The organism is Telmatospirillum siberiense, from assembly GCF_002845745.1.
Classification (GTDB): Bacteria; Pseudomonadota; Alphaproteobacteria; order Rhodospirillales; family Magnetospirillaceae; genus Telmatospirillum; species Telmatospirillum siberiense.
Window position 1 is genome coordinate 151,356 of the sequence record NZ_PIUM01000006.1, and the last position, 16,312, is coordinate 167,667.

Sequence of the window (16,312 nt, forward strand, 5' to 3'; positions counted from 1 at the left end):
CAAAATCCTCACGCTCATTGCATCCGGCGAAGCTCGGCGATCTCCTCAGCGGTGATCGCCGACGGCTTGGCTCCGAAACGGGCGACGACGTAATTGGCGAGGGCGGCGATTTCGACGTCGGAGTAGGCGCTGCCGAACGCCGGCATGATCGAGACGCCTTGTATCGTCTGCCGCAGGGCCCCCAAAAGGATGATCTGTGCCACATTGGCGGCGCTGGGATCATTCACCGCACGCCCGCCGGTCAAAGTTGCCAAGGGGCTGAGCGGGCTTACGCCGGTCCAATCGTGGCACCCCGCGCAGGCGCCCGCGAAAAGTTTCTGGCCTCGCGAATCGATGCCCGCCGGTGTCCCAAGTTTCGGGGCGGCTGGCGCCGGTTCCGCCTTGGGGGCCGGGAGATCGGGCGATGGAATGGCCGGGACGCTGCGCAGATAGGCGACAATGGCCGCGTGATCCGTCGCGCTCAGATGGGCGAGGCTCAAATCGACCGCTTCGGCCATCGGCCCCGACGCCGTGCCCCGGCCGGTGGCATGGCCGGTCGATAAATAGCTGGTCAGTTCGGCATTATTCCAGGCGCCGACGCCCGTGTCTTGATCTCCCGTGATGTTGTAGGCCCGCCATCCTTGGACGACCGTGCCTGCGAATTTCCGGTGATTGTCCAATGCCTGCAGGCGATTGCGCGGCGTGTGGCAGTCCCCGCAATGCCCCAGCGCCTCGGCGAGATAGGCGCCGCGATTCCATTCGGGGCTGCGCTCCGCGTTCGGCTGGAAACGCTGGTCGGGATTGTACAGAAACGACCAGATGGCCATCAGCCAGCGTTGATTGTAGGGGAAGGCGAGGCTGTTGGCCGGCGGCGCGTTATGGACTGCCGGCAGGCTGAACAGATAGGCCTTGATCGCCAGGACATCGGCATCGGCGAGATAGGTATAGGCGGCATAGGGAAAGGCCGGATAGAGACGCGTACCGTCTCGGCTGATCCCTTGATGGATGGCCTGCAGCAGGTCCGCGTCGGTCCAGGTGCCGATCCCGGTTTCCCGATCCGGGGTGATGTTGGGGGAATAGAGTGTGCCGAAGGGTGTCTTGAATGCCCGCCCGCCGGCGAAAGGCAGGCCTCCCTCCGTGGTATGACAGGCTTGGCAGTCGGCGGCCTGGGTCAGATACCGGCCGCGCGTGACGAGATCGTCTTTTGCGAATTCGACGGGAACGCCGGTGGGATTTGCTCCGCTGTAGGCGGCAATCGCGACGGTTTTGCCGCCCGCGAAATCCAGCGGACCGGGGCCGACCACAAACCAGAAGAAAGCGACGACCACGATGACGATGACGGCGAGGATGCCGGTTCGGATGAGCATTCCGTTGGAGGATAAGGTCATCCCACTTTCCTTCCGGCCAGAAGACTGCGATCGATCGGCAGGCGTCGCAAGCGTACGCCGGTCGCGGCAAAGATCGCGTTGCCCAGAGCCGGCGGCGCGGCGGTGGTGCCTGTTTCGCCGATGCCGCCGGGGGCCTCTCCGCTTTTGATGAGATGCACTTCGATGGCCGGCGTCTGATCGATGCGCAGCATCCGGTAATCATGAAAGTTGCTTTGCTGGACCCGGCCCCTGTCGATGGTGATTTCACCGTACAGCGCGGCCGTCAGTCCGAAGATCAGGCCGCCCTGCACCTGCGCCACCACCGTATCGGGGTTGACGACGATGCCGGTATCCACCGCTGAAACGATCCGGCGGACCCGGATTTCGCCGGCCTCATCCACCTCGGCTTCGGCCACCGTGGCGATATAGCTGCCGAAGGAGGTTTGCAGCGCGATGCCGCGGCCCATGCGAGGCGGCAGCGGATTGCCCCATCCCGCCTTGGCCGCCGCCAGATCGAGCACCGCCTGCAAGCGTGGTGCCTTTCCCAGCATGTCGCGGCGGAAGGCGACAGGATCCTTGCCGGCTTTCCTGGCCAATTCGTCCATGAAGCTTTCGATGGCGAAGACATTGTTGTTGGGGCCGACGCCCCGCCAGAAGCCGGTGGGCATCGCGGGCGGTTCGTCGCGCACATAGTCCACGGACAGATTGGGAATGTCGTAGGGAATGTCGGCCGCGCTATCGATGGCGTCGATGTCGATGCCCTTCTGGAATGCCGGCGGCAACCAGCGGGCGATGATCGATGACCCGGTGATGCGATGCTTCCAGCCGACGATCCGCCCGCCCGACAGGGTCGCGGAAAGCCGGTCCCGATAGACCGGCCGGTAGACGTCGTGCCGAATGTCCTCCTCGCGGGTCCAGACGACCTTGACCGGCGCGGCAACCTGCTGGGCGATGCGCACGGCCTTGTCGATGTGATCCACCTCCAGGCGACGGCCGAATCCGCCGCCGATCAGGAGATTGTGCACCGTGATCTTTTCAAGGGGCAGCCCGGTGATCTTGGCCGCCACGGCCTGTGCCCGCGACAATACCTGCGAACCGACCCATATCTCGCAGGAATCGGCGGTGAGATGAACGGTGCAGTTCATCGGTTCCATCGTCGCATGGGCGAGGAAGGGTAACTCATAGGCGGCCTCGATCAATTCGCCCTTGCTCAGGGCGCCGGTCGCATCGCCCACGGATCGGGCCGTGACACCTTCCTTTTCGCTGGCGGCGCGGAGCTGTTTCCAGACGTCGTCCGACGAGACGGCGGCGTTCGGCCCTTCGACCCAGGTGATCTTGAGCGCTTCCAGGCCTTGCCTGGCCGCCCACATGTGATCTCCGACCACGGCAACCAGATCGTCCAGCACGACGATCTGGCGGACGCCAGGAAGGCTTTTGGCCTTGCTGTCGTCGACATGGCCGACTTTGCCGCCGAATACCGGGCAGGCGGCCAGCGTGGCGAATGTCACGCCCGGCGGCATGGCGTCGATACCGTAAATCACCTTGCCATTGACCTTGTCGGGGGTGTCCAGCCGCTTGAGCGATTGGCCGATGAGCTTGAAATTCGCCGTCGACTTCAAGGGCGGATCAGCCGGCGCCGTCAAGCCCGCCGTATGTTCCACCAACGCGGCGTAGGAGGCCTTGCGTCCGCTAGCGTCGTGGAACACTTCGCCGCTGTCGGTCCGGCATGTCGCCGGATCGACCTGCCAAATCCGCGCCGAGGCTTCCACCAGCAGGGCGCGGGCGGCGGCTCCGGCCTTGCGGAGGGGCAGCCAGAAGGCCCGGACCGAATTGGAATTGCCGGTGACCTGGATACGAAATGTCGGATTGGCGTAAAGCGCGTCGTTCGGCGGAGCCGCTTCCAGCACGACCTGATCGAAGGCGGCGTCGAGTTCCTCGGCCAGGATCATGGCGACGGTGGTGTAGATGCCCTGCCCCATTTCCACTTGCGGCATGATCAACGTGACTTTGCCCTGACGATCGATGCGGATGAAGGCATTGGGCGCGAAAACGGTCGTCTCCGCATTTGCGGCCATCGCCGAAGGCAGGTGAAACCCCAGTAGGAAAGCCCCGCCGACGGCGGCTCCGGCCTTCAGGAAGGTGCGTCTTGTCGGGCCTGCTCGCGTTGCTGTCGCGTCGAACATGTTCTAACTCCGGGTCGCCTGTTCAAACCGATTTGGCCGCCTGTTTGATGGCTTCACGGATCCGTACGTAGGTTCCGCAACGGCAGATGTTTCCCGCCATCGCCGCATCGATGTCGGCGTCGTCGGGGTTTGGGGTGACATTCAGCAATGCGGTGGCCGACATGATTTGTCCCGATTGGCAGTAGCCGCATTGGATCACTTCGAGATCAAGCCAGGCTTTCTGGATTTTGGCGCCATTGGGCGTTTCCGCGATGCCTTCGATCGTCGTGATCGCCCGTTCTCCGATCGTGCCGACCGGCAGCAGGCACGATCGGACGGGAATACCGTCGAGATGTACGGTGCAGGCGCCGCATTGCGCGATGCCGCATCCGAATTTAGTGCCCGTCAGGCCCAGGATATCGCGGAGAACCCATAACAGCGGCATATCTCCGGGAACGTCGACCGCTCTCATGTCGCCATTGATTCGCAGATTGATCATGGGGAGTACCTATCCGGAAACATCACAATTAGTCGATGTGGGGTGACGTCAAGATAAGATCAATGGTTGCTATTTTGCGGATTTCCGCGATTCCCGAATGGGTGGGCTTGAAATTGAAATAATGCCCGGAGCGCGGACAATTAATTGCAGGAGCGCTCAGTTTTTATGCATGGCATCCAGATGCTCTTCTCTGCGATCGGAGGAAAAGTCGCACTATTTGTTAGCTATATACAATGGGCTGGAAAACCGTCCGTACGGTTGAGGGCGGCGGCATGGCGGTTCGCATTGTCGCCACCACCGGCAGCGTCGGCGTCCTTCTGACGAGGAAGGCACGACTGGAAAAAGGTGCTGGGCGACGATGCGCGCCTGGTTCAGGGGGAGGGTGTATCCCGCAATTTTCGTTCGTTGACGGCAAGACTGATCCCATTCCCGAAACCCTGTAGCCCCGGAAATTGAGGGTTTCGGCCTTGAGTGGCGTCAGGCGGCCTGGGACAACGTTGCGTAACGGTGGGTGACGTGATCACGCAGGAAGGGTTCGTAATGGCTGACCGCGTCCCAGATATCTTCTTCTTGCGTGGCCAGGGAGTCATCGATGGGTAGATCCATCTGTTTCGGATTCTGGTTGTGGTGTTTCTTGCTGATGGCCGCGTGCGCCCGCCTGATCTTGTCGGTGATCGGCAGGTCCAGCGTATCAAGCATCTCGGAGAAAATAAGCCAGTCGTTCAGTTCCCGGTTGGTGACGTCGAAGACCGGCAGTCCGAGATCTTCGGCCAGTTTGGCATAGTGGCGTTGACGGCGCTCCATCTCCAGCGCGTACCAGAAACAAAGCTGGTATGCGCTGGCCGTTTCCCAGCGGAGAAGAGGCATTACGCCGGGATCGCGCGGATCCAGCAGATAGGCGATGCCGAGCGTCGACCAGGCGGGGACGCAATCGCGGAGGATATAACTCCAGGCCACTTCCCGGGGCGGACGGCGCAGTATGATCAGGGCCGGACGCAGGCCCATGCGGATCATCGGCTCGATGAAGCCCTTGCAAATCAGATGCGATGTCTCGGCATAGACCTCGCCGGGACATTCCCGGATGGCCGGTATCTTCTGTTTGAAAAGGAAGTCGTAGGCCATGTAGGGATTGCTCTGGACCCGACGCAAGACATCGACGTAATTCGGCTTGGGCTCATGATGGGCACTGACCGTCGGAACGGCTTCGAGCAATTTGGTCAGGTAGGAAGTCCCCGTTCGTCCGGCTGTTACCGTAAAGATCAGCTTCTTGTCCAAGACGACTTGCTCGACCGACATTCGAGAGGGCTCCATACCAACACTTTTCAGTAGGCATCATCTTTCTTCCCGTTGATATCAGGGGGATTTCTAATTTGTTGTTTATTTGTAACAGGCGACGAAGAATCTGAAACAGATTGTCACAATTTGCCGTTTTGGAAGGACTCGTCGGAATGTCATGGCTGAATTAGGGGTTTTGAGGATTATTTTTATATTGTCTTCTTGCTATCCCGCTGCTGCCGATTAATCATTTTCGGGTTGCGCATCGCAACCAATGAATTATTAATTGCATCAGGTGTTTACGTTATGGCTGTGATTGCACGATGAAATCATCATTCACCATTGCTGTGTTGGCTGGCCTTTTTTGTGCCGCCTCTTCCGCCGGGGCCGCGGATGCGCCGGCCCCTCTTTGGAACAAGACCTGCAACAAGGACGCGAACGGCAAACAGTCCTGCGTCATCGAGCAGTTCGCCGTGGCCATGCCGCAAAACTCCGTGCTCGCCCATATCCGTTTCTTCCCGACGGACAAATCCGACCAGACCGGGATGTCGCTGACCGCCCCCTTGGGCGTCATGCTGCCGCAGGGCTTCAGTCTCAGCGTTGACGATTCGAAACCGATCCTCCTGCCGTTCGAGCGTTGCGGCGCGGAAGGCTGCGAGGCCATGGCGGTATTGGACAAAACCGCCATGGCCAAATTCTCGACGGGAAAAAAGCTGGTACTGCACTACAATGTATCGGAAAAGAAAGGCATGGACATTCCGATCAAGCTGGAAGGCTTGTCCGCCGCCTTGCAGTCCCTTTCCAAATCGAACTAGGTAGAAACCATGGCCCGTAAGCCGTCTGCTCCAGCCCCCTCCCAGGATTTGAGCATCGAGGAGGCTCTGTCTCGCGCCTATGCCCACTGGAACGCCGGGCAGGCCGATCAGGCGGAGTTGTTCTGCCAGCGCGTTCTGGCCGTTTGGCCCGGACAGGCGGACGCTCTTCATCTCATGGGCGTGATGGCGCATGCCTATGGCAACCTGGATCTGGCGCTGCAGCATCTGCGGCTGGCCTGCCAGGCGCCACGGGCGCCGGCGGTCTATTTCAGCAACCTCGCCGAGATGTGCCGGCAGAAGGGCTTGCTGTCCGAAGGCGAACGGGCCGGACGGCGGGCCGTCGCCCTCGACAACAATCTTGTGGCCGGCTGGAACAATCTGGGAATCATCCTGCAGGAGGCGGGAAAGCTGGATGAAAGCCTGTCCTGCCTCGAGCGGGTGGTGGCCTTGCAGCAAAATTCCCCCGAGGCGCACAACAACCTAGCCAACACCTGCAAGCGCCTCGGGCGGTTGGACCGCGCGGAAGGCTATTATGCCAAGGCGCTGTCCTTGAATCCCAATTACGCCGAGGCCCACAGCAATCTGGCCAATCTCCTGAACGATCGTGGCCGCCTCGACGAGGCTGCCGCCGAGGCTCGCCGCGCCATCGATCTCAATCCCCAGATGGCGGACGCCTACATCAATCTGGCAGCGGTGGAGTCCTCTCGCTACCGGTTCACCGAAGCCTTGCGCTGGCTGGACGCACTGCTGGTTTTCGCTCCCATGCATGCGGGCGGGCTCGCCGCGCGAGCCCAGTCGCTGATCCGGCTCGAACGGCTGCCCGAGGCTCTTGAATCGGCCAAGCGCGCGGTGGAGAATGCGCCCGAAAGTTCCGACGCGCACAACACCGTCGGACAGGTCTTGCAGGCCTTGAGCCGTTTCGACGAAGCGCTTGAGGCATTCGACCGGGCGGCGTCCCTGCCGGGTTTGGCGACGGAAAACGCCCTGGTCAACCGCGCCATCCTGTTCATGGAAAATGGGCGCAAGGACGAGGCTCGGGCCGCTTTCGATCGCGCTCTCGACTCCTTTCCCCGTTCGGCGCAGGCCTTGTTCAATCGTTCGGATCTCAAGACGTTTGCCGAGAACGATCCGGATATCCGGACTATCGAAGACATGCTGCTGGACGGCGGGACGCGCTCGCTGGCCGATAGCCAGGCTTTGCACTTCACCCTGGGCAAGGCCTATCTGGATGTGGGGAATTCCGACCGGGCCTTCTACCATCTGAACGAAGGCAACCGCCTGAAGCGCTCCACCTTTCATTTCGACATCGGCGCCACCACCGAATGGATGCGGCGGATCGCCAAAGTCTTTTCACCGGCGCTCTTCAAATCTTGTCGCGGGGTAGGGGCGCCGTCGTCGCTGCCGGTGTTCATCGTGGGTATTCCCCGTTCGGGAACGACGTTGATCGAACAGATCCTCGCCTCCCATTCCCAGGTGCTCGGGGGGGGTGAATTGAGCCAGCTGCAGCGGATCGTCGATGGCATCGGCGTCTATCCCGAGGATGTGGTGAAATTCGACAAGACCGTATGGGAACGGATCGGACGCGATTATCTCGCTCGTGTCGAGCCCTTGGCCCAGGGCAGGCTCCATGTGGTGGACAAGATGCCGGCCAATTTCCTGCATGCCGGGCTGATCCGCCTGGCTTTGCCCAACGCGCGGATCATCCATTGCAGGCGCGATCCGGTGGATACCTGTCTTTCCTGTTACACGAAACTGTTCACCGCCGAACAGTTGTTCACTTATGATTTGGCCGAACTGGGCCGCTTCCATGTCGCCTACCAGAAACTGATGGCGCATTGGCGGAAAGTGCTGCCCAAGGACCGTTTCATTGAGGTCGATTACGAGGCGGTGGTCGATGATCTCGAAGGAGAGGCGAAACGTCTGATCGATTTCCTCGGATTGCCGTGGGAAGAGAGCTGCCTCAACTTCCATGAAAACCGCAGGACGATCCGTACCGCCAGCGTCAACCAGGTGCGTCGTCCGATCTATAAATCCTCGATGGGGCGCTGGAAGGCTCATGCCCGTCACCTGGAGCCCCTGCTGACGGCCTTGGGTGTCGACCTGACGTGACCATCGTGGACGCTTCCGTCGTGGATCAGCAGATCCATGCATTGATCGCGCAAGGCAGGCTGGAGGAGGCCGAGGCCATCGTGCGGCCCCTGTTGGCTTCGGGCAGCGGCCCCATACCGTTGTGGCGTCTCCTGGCCCAACTCAGCCGCCAGCAGGGTCGTCTCGCCGAGACGCGGGCTGTTCAGGAGATGCTGGTCGAAGCCGTTCCCGGAGATCTGTCGGGGCGTTTCGATCTGGCCGAGACCCTTTTGCTGATGGGAGAGTTCGAGCGGGGGTGGCGGGAATATCATTACCGTTACAGTCTGTCCCATACCACCCGCATCGAGCGCAAGGTACAGCGTCCGCGCTGGGACGGCCGCCCCATGCCGGGGCGGCCCCTGCTCATTCACGACGAGCAGGGTTATGGCGACACCTTCCAATTCATCCGCATGGTCGCCTGGGCCAAGGAACGCAGCCAGGCCCACGTCATTTTGGAAATCAACCGGGAAAGCCTGTCTTTGGCTGAGCGCTGCAAGGGGGCCGACGAACTTATCGTCCGTGGCACGCTGCCTCCGGCCTTCGACGTCCATTGCGAGATGATGAGCCTGCCGATGGTGATGGGGCTGAAACTGGACGATCTGCCCGGCACCATCCCCTATCTGTCACCGTCCCCCACCCGTGTGGCCAAATGGCGGCGGCGTCTGGCGAAACTTCCGCGGCCGCTGGTCTGCCTGGTCTGGGCCGGTCGGCCGGCCCATCATAACGACGCCAACCGTTCGATGACCCTGGCCGATCTGGCGCCCCTGGCCATGCCCGGCGTCACTTTTCTCGCCGTGCAGAAGGGGCCGAAGGCCGCCGAGGCCAAGACGCCGCCCGCCGGCATGACTTTGCTGGCGCTGGATGACGAGATCGACGATTTCGAAGATACGGCGGCCATCCTTTCGATCGCCGATCTGCTGATTTCGGTGGATTCCTCTCCGGTTCATCTGGCCGGCGCCCTGGGGCGTCCGGTCTGGGTCCTGCTGCCCTTCATTCCCGATTGGCGCTGGCTGATGGACCGTGCCGATACGCCCTGGTATCCGCAGACCCGGCTGTTTCGGCAAAGCGCGCGAGGCGATTGGCCGGGGACCCTGGCGCGTATGGCAAACGAACTGGCGGCCTTGCGAGATAAGATCCGATGAGCAGACCCTTGAGCTTTCTTTTGCTGGTCCTGCTGCTGGGCGCCTGTGCATCGCGCCAGGCGGAGGGGCCGTCTCTGACAAAAGACGCCGGTTGGCGGTGGGAAATCCTGCCGTCGGGATCCTTCGATCTGGCGGTCGCCAGCGCGCCGCCGCGCAGCGGCGGCGATATCCTGGTCGTCTATCTGGAGGGTGACGGTTTCGCCTTTGTCCACCCCCGGCAGCCTTCGCTTGATCCAACTCCCACCGATCCGGTGGCGTTGCGCCTCGCCCTCGCCCATCCCGGGCGGGCGTCGGTGGCCTGGATCGCGCGGCCTTGCCAATATACCCTGCCGGCCCATGGCCGGAATTGCGCGACGCCGATGTGGACGTCCCGGCGTTACGCGCCCGAAGTGGTCGAGGGCATGGGGCTGGCCATCGACACCTTGAAGGCCCGCGCCGGTGCCGCCCGGATCATACTGGTCGGCTATTCGGGGGGCGGCGCGCTGGCCGTTCTGCTCGTCGCCGGGCGTCACGATGTCGTCCAGATCGTCACCGTGGTCGCCGATCTCGATCTCGGCTATTGGACGGAGCGGGACGGTCTGTCACCATTGGCGGGATCCCTGGATCCGGTGGACGTGGCCGGCTCCCTGGGCGCCATGCCGCAGATCCATTTTACCGGGGAGAAAGACACGGCGGTCGGTACCGACGTGGTCGCCTCCTATATCAAGCATTTACCGCCGGGAGCGCCGGTACAACTGCGGGAAGTTTCCGATTTCACCCATGGCTGCTGCTGGGCTCGCGACTGGCCGATCCTCGCCGCCAATCTCGCGCCCGGTTGGTGAAAGACAGGGGGCCGGCAAGCACGCCCGGCGATTGAGGGCTCGGTGATCGGGTCCGATCACCGAGATCTGGTGTAAAGTCAACTTTGCCGCCGTCCGAGGCCGGCGGCGAGAACGGCGCCCAGGATGTGGCAGCCGGCGATGGCCAGCAAGGTGACGCAAAAGGCGTGCGTCACCTGCGCGGGGTCCGTCCTGTCTCCGAGAACGGTGTAGAACAATCCGCCCAGCACGGCGACGCCGGCGGCGGCGCTGACTTGCAGGGTCGAGTTCACCATGCCGCCGACCAGACCGGCGCGCCGCGGTTCGACCCGCTCGACGACGACTCGCATCATGGTCGGAATCGAAAATCCCATGCCCAATCCGATCAGCAGAAGGGACGGCGCCATCAGGGCGGTGGGCGGCATGGCGCCGGGGGGAGCCATGGCGGCGACCTGCGATGTGGCGATCAGGCCGGTCGAGGACAGCGCGAAGCCCAATGACGACGAGGCCGACCCCAGACGCCGGGCCGCCATCGGACTGCCGGTCGAGCCCAGCAGGAAGCCCAGGGAAAACGGCAGGATGGCGAGGCCGGCCTGCAGGGCGGTCCGTCCGAGGGCGTCCTGCAGATAGATGGAGTAGGTCAGGAAGAAGGCCGCCAGGGCATAGAGCGTGCCGATCGCTGCCAGCCCTCTGAGCAGTCCGGGCGAGCGGAAGACCTCGATCGGAACCAGCGGTTCCCCGCCCATCCCGGCCAGGCCGATTTCATAACGCCGGAAGGCTTCGGCGAACAGGGGCGCGCTCAGAAGCGTGGCGATGGCCCACCAGGGCCAGCCATGTTCCCGCCCCTCGATCAAGGGCAGCACGAATGCGGTGAGCGCCATTGCCGAGAGGACGACGCCTCCGGCGTCGAGGCGGGGCCGATGACCGTCACGGGTCTCGCGCAGAAGCGGGATGGCGACGGCGAATGCGGCGATGCTGATGGGGAGGTTGATGAGAAAGATCAGCCGCCAGCCAAGCCCTCCCAGGTCGGCGCCGACCAGAGCGCCGCCGAGCAATTGGCCGACGATCGAGGACAGGCCGAGGGTGACGCCATAGATGCTCAAGGCGCGGCCCCGTTCATGCGGGGGAAACAGGGCATGGATCGAGGCGAGGGCCTGCGGCGCCATGGCGGCGGCGGCCAGGGCCTGCAGCAGGCGGCCCATGATCAGGGAGAAGGGCGACCAGGCGAGGCCGCACAGGGCCGAGGCCAGGGCGAAGCCGGCCAATCCGATCAGAAAGATCTGCTTGCGTCCGAAGATATCGCCCAGGCGTCCGCCGGTGATCAGGAAGACCGCATAGACCACGGCATAGCCGGAAATGACGAACTGCACGTCGGCGGCGGTGGCGCCCAGTCCAGTGGTGATCGACGGCATGGCGATATTGACGATGAAAAAATCGAGGGGGGCCAGGAAGGCCCCGGTGAGCAGCACGACCAACGCGGCCCACCGCCTGGGATCAAGCGCTTCCGCGCCGTTCGCGGCTGGTACCGAAGCCATCGTCATTTCTCCGATCCTTTTTCTATTATGGAACGAATGGTTCCAAATTAAGCCAAGTTTGACCTGCCAGGGGGTCGGTCAATCGAGAATTTTCAAAGCCTGATCGACCACTTCCGCCGTTTCCTGTTCGCTGGGGCCGGTCTTGCCCAGCACGCGCAGCCCCTGAACGGTGCAGAGCAGGGCCCGGGCGATCGCCCGCTCGTCATATTCGCGGGGGATTTCGCCCGCCGCCTGACCGCGGATGACGGCGGCGGCGAACAAGTCCTGCATGCGCCGGAACATTCTGCTGATCAGGGCGCTGACCTCGACATCCTCGGGCATCAATTCCATGGCGGACGCCGTCAGCAGGCAGCCTTGCCGACCTTTCCCTTCCGCGGCGCGGCGGGCGTATCCCATCAGGGTGTCGCGAATCGCTGCGCGGGCCGATCCAGGTTGGGACAATGTGTCCCCGATGCGCTGCAGGGATCCGGCGGTGTAATGGTCGAGGGCGGCCAGGAACAATGAGCGTTTGTCGTGGAAGGCTTTGTAAAGGCTTCCCCGGGCGAGCCCGGTGCCCTCCGTCAGGTCCTGCACCGACGTGCCGTGATAGCCGCGCTGGCGAAACACCTCGATGGCGTCCCGCACGGCTTCATCGATGTCGAATTCGCGTGGTCGGCCCGGGCCTTGATGGGCGTTCGGATCGGTCACGGCGAAGAGCTTGGGCGTTTGCATGGATCTATTATGGAAATGATCGTTCTGAAATTCAAGGGGGGAGATGACCCATTCGTCCGGAACATTGCGGAGCTCCGGATGGAGGCCCATCTGTCGGTTTAGGGCCCGTCGTCAGTTACCGGGATATCGCGCTGATGGTCCCGGAAACCGTAAAGGTGGCTCACCAAACGCCGGAGCGCACAGGAACCATCAAAAGAGGACGGAGTGCGTCCGGCCGATTGCCGAATGTCCTCGGGCCCGCTCGGGCGAAGGGTCGTGGGAAGGGAAGCTTTGGATTGACCGTGACCGGGCGTCGGCTGGGGCTTTGTGCGCTGTGTTTCGGATTGGCCGTCCATCCCGGATCGGCCGCCCGGGGCGAATGCCGCATCGAGCGCCAGGCCGTCCTGCCGGTCACGTTCAACGGTTTCATGCCGACGGTGGCCGCCTCCATCAATGGCCACAGGGTGGCCATCGGCATCGACACCGGCGCGCAAGGGACCGTCATCACGCCGGAAACCGTCGAATATTTGAGGCTTCCCCGGGATCCCGGCCGCTTCACCACCAGCTCCGGCGTCAGCGGACGAACCTGGGTCAGCAATGCGGTGCTGGACGAACTGGAATTCGGCGGCATCGCCTACAGGCGCAAGAGCGTCGCGGTGATCGCGCTCGGTCAACCGACGGCCGCCGCCGGGCAGTTTCCCGCCAATGTGACGATGGCCGGTCTGATCGGTGCCGATCTGCTGTCCGCTTATGACGTCGATTTCGATGTTCCCGCGCGGACCATCACGCTCTATCGCGTCAATGGCTGTACGACGCTTTCGCCGCCTTGGGATGGCGGTTACGTGACGGTTCCGGTATGGCTGACCCGGTCCCGGCGGCTGGCGATGCCGGTCGAAGTGAATGGCAATATCTTCAGTGCCATCTTCGATACGGGGGCCAGCGGCATTATGCTCGCCCGGTCGTCGGGCGAGCGTATCGGCATGGTCGCCGGAATGCCGGACGCCGGCGCGAAGGGGACGGTCCGGGTTGCCGGCGAAACCATCCACGGATTGGGTGTGGGAATCATGGATTTCCCAGCCACCGAGGCCGACATGCTGATCGGCGAGGACTATATGCGCGCCCATCGCTTCTGGTTGTCCTACGCCACCCGCACCTTGTTCATTCAGGCGGACGGTCGGATCGCTTCCCCCGACGGCTCGAGATGATGGGAATCAATCTGCCATAAGCAAAATTTTGCCGAATCTTCCCGATTTTATTTACAAATATTCCCGTCGTATCTCCATGAAGTGAAAATCAAGAGAGATTTTTTGTGTTTTATAATACCTTATGACAATTAATATACATTGTTTTAATTAAGTATTGTTGCGGCAATCCCTTCTGACAAGGGTGGTGTCAAATCGGGAGCGGCTGCATGTGGCGACGTCTCACTTTAGGTATTTTCCCCGCGGTGATTTTTTGTCCTCCCGCCTTTGCCGAAGACGGGGCGCCCGTCTCGTTGGGAGAGGTGGTGGTGGTCGGGGTGGCCCCCGTCATGGGCAGTGGCGTCGATCGCGACAAGCTGCCGGTCAATGTGCAGGTGGTGGACCCGGCCGCGTTGCGCGCCACCGGTCCGCAAAGTGCCGCGGATCTGTTGAATGCCCGGTTGGGGGCGGTGTCGGTTGCCGACTATGCCGGTAATCCGATGCAACCCAGCCTCAGCTTCCGGGGGTTCAACGCCTCGCCGACGCTGGGGGATTCGGAAGGATTGGCCGTCTATCAAAACGGCATGCGGTTGAACGAATCCTTCGGTGACCTGGTCAATTGGGACATGAATCCCTCTTTCGCCATCGATAAGCTCCAGGTTCTGCCGGGCTCAAATCCGGTCTTCGGCCTGAACGCCCTGGGTGGGGCGGTGACACTGAAAATGAAGAACGGCTTTACCAACCCGGGGACGGATGGGGAAATCGCCGCGGGTTCGTTCGGACGGGCCCGCACGATGGTGGAGACGGGACAGCAGTTCGGCGGCTTCGGCTTCTATACGGGGGTCGCCATGCAGACCGACGATGGTTGGCGCCAATCGTCCCGCTCCAAGCTCATCCAGAACTACACGGATCTCGCCTTCCGCAAGGAGGCTCTGGAACTGGGCGTCGGGGTGACCCTGGCGGCGTCCGATCTATCGGGGTTGGGGACGTCGCCGGTGCAATTGCTGGCGGAGAACCGTAGCGCGGTTTTCACCAGCCCCGACCAGACCCAGAATGCCCTGGCGGCGATCGATCTGCGCGGCAGCTACGAATTGTCCGATAGTCTGTCGCTACAGGGCGGCGCCTATTACCGGCATCTGCGGACCGCCACCCACAACGGCGACGCCAGCGGGATCTCGGCCTGCGCCGATCCCAACGACGGCATTCTCTGCGATGACAACGGTCCGATCACCGATCGCGCCGGCAACACCATTTCCTCCGCCTTGGGGGGCAACGGCATCAACAACAACACGGTGACCCTGACCCAGTCGATGGGGGCCTCGGCGCAGATCACCCACGAGGGCCGCGTCGCCGCTCATGCCAACCATGCCGTCTTCGGCGTCAGCACGGATCAGGGATGGACCGATTACAATACCAATGCCGAACTGGGCGAGCTGTCCTCGTCCCGCGCCGTGGTGGGCAGCGGCGTCTATCTGGGCGGTTCTTCCTACTCGGTATCCCTGGGGGCGCACAATGCCTACTACGGCGCTTATGTCTCGGACACTTTTTCCCTGACCGACCATCTGCATCTGACCGCCGCCGGCCGCTTCAATTTCGCCCAGCAGGATCTGCAGGACCGCTTGGGCGGCGCTCTTTCCGGCAAGCACGACTACCAGCGCTTCAATCCCTCGCTCGGTCTGGCCTGGCAGGTCGTCGACGGACTGACGACCTACGTCAATTACAGCGAGGCAAACCGCGTGCCCACCGCCGCCGAATTGAGTTGCGCCGATCCCGATCAGCCTTGCCGGGTTCCCAACGCCTTTGTTTCCGACCCGGACCTGAAGCAGGTGATCGCGCGGACTTGGGAGATCGGCGCCCGGGGGCGGCTGCCGGCGGGGACGGGCCGGGTCGAATGGTCGTTGGCCGCCTTTACGACGAAAAGTACCGACGACATCATCTTCGTCAGTAGCGGGTCGCTGCTGGGTAGCGGCTATTTCACCAACGCCGCCGCCACCCTGCGCCAGGGCCTGGAGGCCGGCCTCGACGCCAGCCTGGGATCCTGGCGGCTGTTCGCCGATTACGGGTTGGTCCGGGCCACCTTCGACAGCCCCTTGACCATACAAAGTCCCAACAACACGGCGGCCGACGCGAACGGCAACATCCAGGTACGGCGGGGCGACCGGTTGCCGGGCATTCCGCTGCATACGCTGAAAGTGGGGGCGGAATATGCCCTGTCCGACCAATGGTCGGTGGGAAGCGATCTGCGGTTCTCCTCCGACCGCGTCATTCGGGGGGATGAATCCAACAGCATGCCGAAAATCCCCGCTTTCGCCGTGGTCAACGCCTCATCCTCCTACCGGCTGCGGCCCGGCCTGGAGCTGTTCTTCCGGGTTCAGAACATCTTCGACCGCAAATATGCGACGGCCGGCACCCTGGGCAATCCGACCTCGCTCTTTCCCTCCTTCACCGACACCCGCTTCGAAAGCCCCGGCGAGCCCCGCAGCTTCTGGGGAGGTGTCCGGGTGGCGTTTTAAACCAGGCCATTTTAGCCCGAGCGGCGCGTGAGTCCGCCGGGACTCTAAGGGCGCGTGGACATTCAGACGGCCATGCCCCCTTGAGGGGGGCGCCTCAAGGCTTCTCCCGTTGCCTCAGGTTCCCCGATGGCATGAAAGGAAACCCCGGATATTTTGAACCACCAAGACACCAAGACACCAAGAGACCAAGACACCAAGGCGTCTTTCGGATCATCCGGTGGCGGCCAATC

At 62.6% G+C, this 16,312-nt stretch carries 12 protein-coding genes; 6 read left to right on the plus strand and 6 right to left on the minus strand.

What is annotated here, in order from left to right; translation table 11 throughout:
• Positions 1-14: 14 nt before the first annotated feature.
• From CWS72_RS08175 to CWS72_RS08190, 4 genes are all read right to left on the minus strand, one after another.
• Positions 15-1,367: a cytochrome c gene (locus tag CWS72_RS08175; RefSeq protein ID WP_199175584.1), complete on the minus strand. Its 1,353-nt coding sequence runs from the start codon at positions 1,365-1,367 to the stop codon at positions 15-17.
• Positions 1,364-3,529: a xanthine dehydrogenase family protein molybdopterin-binding subunit gene (locus CWS72_RS08180; RefSeq protein WP_101250089.1), complete on the minus strand. Its 2,166-nt coding sequence runs from the start codon at positions 3,527-3,529 to the stop codon at positions 1,364-1,366. Before CWS72_RS08180 ends, CWS72_RS08175 begins: the two co-directional genes overlap by 4 nt.
• Before the next feature lie 22 nt (positions 3,530-3,551).
• Positions 3,552-4,007, minus strand: coding sequence for a (2Fe-2S)-binding protein (locus CWS72_RS08185; RefSeq protein WP_101250090.1), 456 nt, complete (start codon positions 4,005-4,007; stop codon positions 3,552-3,554).
• Between the two features lie 477 nt (positions 4,008-4,484).
• Complete coding sequence (locus CWS72_RS08190) at positions 4,485-5,303, minus strand: hypothetical protein (protein ID WP_101250091.1); 819 nt, start codon at positions 5,301-5,303, stop codon at positions 4,485-4,487.
• A gap of 302 nt (positions 5,304-5,605) precedes the next feature.
• Between CWS72_RS08190 and CWS72_RS08195 the strand changes: the two genes are divergently transcribed.
• From CWS72_RS08195 to CWS72_RS08210, 4 genes are read left to right on the plus strand one after another with little or no spacing between them, the layout of a single operon-like run.
• Positions 5,606-6,097 carry an invasion associated locus B family protein gene (locus tag CWS72_RS08195; protein WP_101250092.1) on the plus strand — a complete coding sequence of 164 codons (492 nt, stop codon included), beginning with the start codon at positions 5,606-5,608 and terminating at the stop codon, positions 6,095-6,097.
• A 9-nt stretch (positions 6,098-6,106) separates the two neighbouring features.
• Positions 6,107-8,206 (plus strand): tetratricopeptide repeat-containing sulfotransferase family protein, encoded by a 2,100-nt coding sequence (locus CWS72_RS08200; RefSeq protein ID WP_101250093.1) that lies wholly within the window; start codon positions 6,107-6,109, stop codon positions 8,204-8,206.
• Between the two features lie 5 nt (positions 8,207-8,211).
• Complete coding sequence (locus tag CWS72_RS08205) at positions 8,212-9,366, plus strand: tetratricopeptide repeat-containing glycosyltransferase family protein (protein WP_206747697.1); 1,155 nt, start codon at positions 8,212-8,214, stop codon at positions 9,364-9,366.
• Positions 9,363-10,187: a dienelactone hydrolase family protein gene (locus CWS72_RS08210; RefSeq protein WP_101250095.1), complete on the plus strand. Its 825-nt coding sequence runs from the start codon at positions 9,363-9,365 to the stop codon at positions 10,185-10,187. The genes CWS72_RS08205 and CWS72_RS08210 overlap by 4 nt, the downstream gene beginning before the upstream one ends.
• 77 nt (positions 10,188-10,264) lie before the next feature.
• Here the strand turns inward: CWS72_RS08210 and CWS72_RS08215 are convergent, their stop codons facing one another.
• Complete coding sequence (locus tag CWS72_RS08215; RefSeq protein WP_199175585.1) at positions 10,265-11,704, minus strand: MFS transporter; 1,440 nt, start codon at positions 11,702-11,704, stop codon at positions 10,265-10,267.
• A 72-nt stretch (positions 11,705-11,776) separates the two neighbouring features.
• On the minus strand, positions 11,777-12,409 hold the full coding sequence (locus tag CWS72_RS08220; RefSeq protein WP_101250151.1) for a TetR/AcrR family transcriptional regulator: 633 nt from the start codon (positions 12,407-12,409) through the stop codon (positions 11,777-11,779).
• A gap of 281 nt (positions 12,410-12,690) precedes the next feature.
• Between CWS72_RS08220 and CWS72_RS08225 the strand changes: the two genes are divergently transcribed.
• Positions 12,691-13,593, plus strand: coding sequence for an aspartyl protease family protein (locus CWS72_RS08225; RefSeq protein ID WP_241911638.1), 903 nt, complete (start codon positions 12,691-12,693; stop codon positions 13,591-13,593).
• 206 nt (positions 13,594-13,799) lie between these two features.
• Positions 13,800-16,082: a TonB-dependent receptor gene (locus tag CWS72_RS08230; protein WP_101250097.1), complete on the plus strand. Its 2,283-nt coding sequence runs from the start codon at positions 13,800-13,802 to the stop codon at positions 16,080-16,082.
• Positions 16,083-16,312 lie beyond the last annotated feature (230 nt).

Excerpts from the sequence above, each read along its gene's own strand:
- CWS72_RS08175 (WP_199175584.1), bottom strand. The coding sequence starts at position 1,367 with ATGACCTTATCCTCCAACGGAATGCTCATCCGAACCGGCATCCTCGCC.
- CWS72_RS08180 (WP_101250089.1), bottom strand. The coding sequence starts at position 3,529 with ATGTTCGACGCGACAGCAACGCGAGCAGGCCCGACAAGACGCACCTTC.
- CWS72_RS08185 (WP_101250090.1), bottom strand. The coding sequence starts at position 4,007 with ATGATCAATCTGCGAATCAATGGCGACATGAGAGCGGTCGACGTTCCC.
- CWS72_RS08190 (WP_101250091.1), bottom strand. The coding sequence starts at position 5,303 with ATGTCGGTCGAGCAAGTCGTCTTGGACAAGAAGCTGATCTTTACGGTA.
- CWS72_RS08195 (WP_101250092.1), top strand. The coding sequence starts at position 5,606 with ATGAAATCATCATTCACCATTGCTGTGTTGGCTGGCCTTTTTTGTGCC.
- CWS72_RS08200 (WP_101250093.1), top strand. The coding sequence starts at position 6,107 with ATGGCCCGTAAGCCGTCTGCTCCAGCCCCCTCCCAGGATTTGAGCATC.
- CWS72_RS08210 (WP_101250095.1), top strand. The coding sequence starts at position 9,363 with ATGAGCAGACCCTTGAGCTTTCTTTTGCTGGTCCTGCTGCTGGGCGCC.
- CWS72_RS08215 (WP_199175585.1), bottom strand. The coding sequence starts at position 11,704 with ATGACGATGGCTTCGGTACCAGCCGCGAACGGCGCGGAAGCGCTTGAT.
- CWS72_RS08220 (WP_101250151.1), bottom strand. The coding sequence starts at position 12,409 with ATGCAAACGCCCAAGCTCTTCGCCGTGACCGATCCGAACGCCCATCAA.
- CWS72_RS08230 (WP_101250097.1), top strand. The coding sequence starts at position 13,800 with ATGTGGCGACGTCTCACTTTAGGTATTTTCCCCGCGGTGATTTTTTGT.